Here is a 2,609-nt window from a genome sequence, read left to right on the forward strand (position 1 = left end):
GGCTTCAAATCAAAGAGATTTTGAGGATGCAATTCAATATTTTACTGCGATTGAGCATGACATGGAAATTATCATCACAAGAAATAAGAAAGATTTTAAGAATTTAAGTTTACCGATATTAACAGCGAAAGAATTTATGAATCGCTAAATTGTGGCGTCGCATAACATTGTATTGGCAAAATGCGGGGATTAGGTATAGTTGAACTACTCTACTTTTTTACACGCCGCTGCTTTTACTTTCCACATTTTTTTGTAATTTAGTTCCAAGAAAAAGCATCGGCTCCGTTTGGTTGTTCTTGAACTTTTAGTTCTTCGAAAGCCCGCACTTCGCCAATACTTTTTCCGTTAGCAGAAATTATATGAACAACTTTACGTTAACCAATCAACAAAGAAAATATTTTGGAATTGAACCAATTCAACCAAGTTGGGATAAAGTAATTTTACAAGATAAATATCAAGCAACAATTTTATATTTCGAAGGAAATACCATAAAAAAACAAATTATCTCTTCTGATATTTATTATAAAGAATTACAATTTGAAGAACAAACAAAAAATAGAGAAATTCTGCTTCCTAAAACATCTAAAGGAAAAGAGCAAAAATTAACAAATTCAACATTAGATAAAAGAAAACCCATCGGAAATTATGTTGAAGTTTCAGTTGGTTATTTAACATGTGGAAATTTCGATACGCAAAAGACTTTCTACTCTACTCGTTGGGATAAAAAACAGCAAATCGAAAAAACTTGTGAAGAACTAATTTTAGAATATATCGACAACTCAACTCCAACAAGTTTAAAAGAAGTAGAAATGTTTTCTAAAGAAAAACGCAAAAACCATAAATACAAAACAGGAGATTATTTCAGATTTAAAATTAGTAGAGAAGAATATGGTTTTGGTCGGATTCTATTGGATATAAATAAAATCAGAAAACAAAAATTGATTGATACTAAAAATGGCTTATTTTATTTAATGGGTCCTCCATTGTTAATTCAAATTTTTGCATATAAATCATTTGACAAAAATGTAGAAATTGATTTTCTTGACAAACAACCCAAATTGCCATCTGATTATATTATGGATAATTTGATTTTTTATGGAGAATATGAAATTATTGGAAATAGAAATGTTACAAATGAAGAATTTGATTTTCCAATTTCTTATGGAAAATCAATAAAATTTGGAAGTAACAATGTTTTTCTACAATGGGGATTTATTCATTTAGAATTGCCAGTTAAGACTTTTTCAAAATACTTGCACATTGAAGGAAAATCATTTTCAAGCAATCCATATGGATATTATTCAATTGGTTTTGACTCTGCATACGGAAATTTCGAAATTGATAATATGCTAAAAAATGATGGAAACCTTAATTTTTCAGAAGTTAATCATTACAAAGCAGAATATGATTTAAGAAACCCAAACAATTCAAAAATTAAGGAAGAAATATTCAATATTTTCGGATTAGATTCTAACAAATCTTATATTGAGAACTCAATAATAACTTCTACTCCTTTACCAACAAGCATAATTGAAAATATAAAATAACTTCTGCTAACATTGTATTGGCAAAATGCGGGATTAAGGTAGAATTGAAAAATTTGAAATATTTATCCGCCGCTGCTTTTCATATTGTTTTTTTTCTTAATTTAGACAATCTGAAAAAGCATCGGCTCCGCTTGGTCGTTCTTGAACTTTCAGTTCTTCGAAAGCCCGCACTTCGCCAATACTTTTTCCGTTAGCTGCAAGTGCATTACAAATCCCTGCTAATAAGGTATTTAGATAAATAATTATGAAAATCAAATCCGAAATTTTATCAAAAATTTGTTACACTGATTTGGTTTATGGAAGAGTCAATAAAAAACTAAAAACGACTTATTCAAATTCTGAAATTGAAAATCTAATTTCTAATATCATTATTGAAACTGACGAAAATGCATTTGAGAAAAAAGGGAAAAATTATTATTTGTCAAATTTTAAATACAAAATAAAAATTACGATAAATTCTTATACATTTAGACTTATAACAGTTGACAAATTAGAAGCATGACAGAAAACATTAACTCATTTCTAAAATTTGAGATAATTTGGAAGGACGATGATATGTTTGAAGTGAAAATAAATGCTTCAAATGTGAAGTTTTATGGAGAAACAGAAGTATATGACACAAGCGATTCTTTAAGCCAATTTGCAAATAAATTGATTGATTTTCCCAAAAATGAGAAAATAATATTTTATGAATTAGGAAGTCAAAATAGTTTTTCATATTGTTCGATAAGATTTTATTGTATCGATAATTTTGGAAAAATTGGAGTTGAACTAAATATAGAGGAAAATGTAAGTACAGAATATAGAACGGAAGAGAAAAGTAAAGTTAAACTCGAAATTATTGTAGAACCATCTGCAATTGATAGATTTCAAAAATCTTTGCTAAATCTTGCAACAAAACAACATGGAATTGCAATTTTGTATGGAAAAGACAATAGACCAGATATTTAAGGCAAAAAAACACCTGCAGCTAACATTGTATTGGCAAAATGCGGGGTTAAATGTATAATTGAAAAATTTGAAATATTTAGCCGCCAATATTTTTCAATTCCACATTTTTGT

At 28.1% G+C, this 2,609-nt stretch carries 4 protein-coding genes and 1 pseudogene; 4 read left to right on the plus strand and 1 reads right to left on the minus strand.

Features of this window, described 5'->3' with window-relative positions; translation table 11 throughout:
• Window positions 1–148: pseudogene (locus B5X62_RS15700) on the plus strand (PIN domain nuclease); the annotation flags it as partial.
• A gap of 211 nt (window positions 149–359) precedes the next feature.
• Window positions 360–1,547, plus strand: coding sequence for an immunity 26/phosphotriesterase HocA family protein (locus tag B5X62_RS14865; RefSeq protein ID WP_079668272.1), 1,188 nt, complete (start codon window positions 360–362; stop codon window positions 1,545–1,547).
• A gap of 96 nt (window positions 1,548–1,643) precedes the next feature.
• On the opposite strand, the gene B5X62_RS15540 is transcribed toward B5X62_RS14865, so the two are convergent.
• Window positions 1,644–1,802 carry a hypothetical protein gene (locus B5X62_RS15540; protein WP_159447659.1) on the minus strand — a complete coding sequence of 53 codons (159 nt, stop codon included), beginning with the start codon at window positions 1,800–1,802 and terminating at the stop codon, window positions 1,644–1,646.
• On the opposite strand from B5X62_RS15540, the gene B5X62_RS14870 reads away from it, so the two are divergent.
• Both B5X62_RS14870 and B5X62_RS14875 read left to right on the plus strand, forming a co-directional pair.
• Window positions 1,792–2,049 (plus strand): DUF3781 domain-containing protein, encoded by a 258-nt coding sequence (locus B5X62_RS14870; protein WP_079668273.1) that lies wholly within the window; start codon window positions 1,792–1,794, stop codon window positions 2,047–2,049. The two genes, B5X62_RS15540 and B5X62_RS14870, sit on opposite strands and share 11 nt — an antisense overlap.
• Window positions 2,046–2,498 carry a hypothetical protein gene (locus B5X62_RS14875; RefSeq protein ID WP_079668274.1) on the plus strand — a complete coding sequence of 151 codons (453 nt, stop codon included), beginning with the start codon at window positions 2,046–2,048 and terminating at the stop codon, window positions 2,496–2,498. The genes B5X62_RS14870 and B5X62_RS14875 overlap by 4 nt, the downstream gene beginning before the upstream one ends.
• Window positions 2,499–2,609: the final 111 nt, after the last annotated feature.

Origin of the sequence: Soonwooa buanensis (assembly GCF_900167905.1) — a bacterium.
Lineage (GTDB): Bacteria > Bacteroidota > Bacteroidia > Flavobacteriales > Weeksellaceae > Soonwooa > Soonwooa buanensis.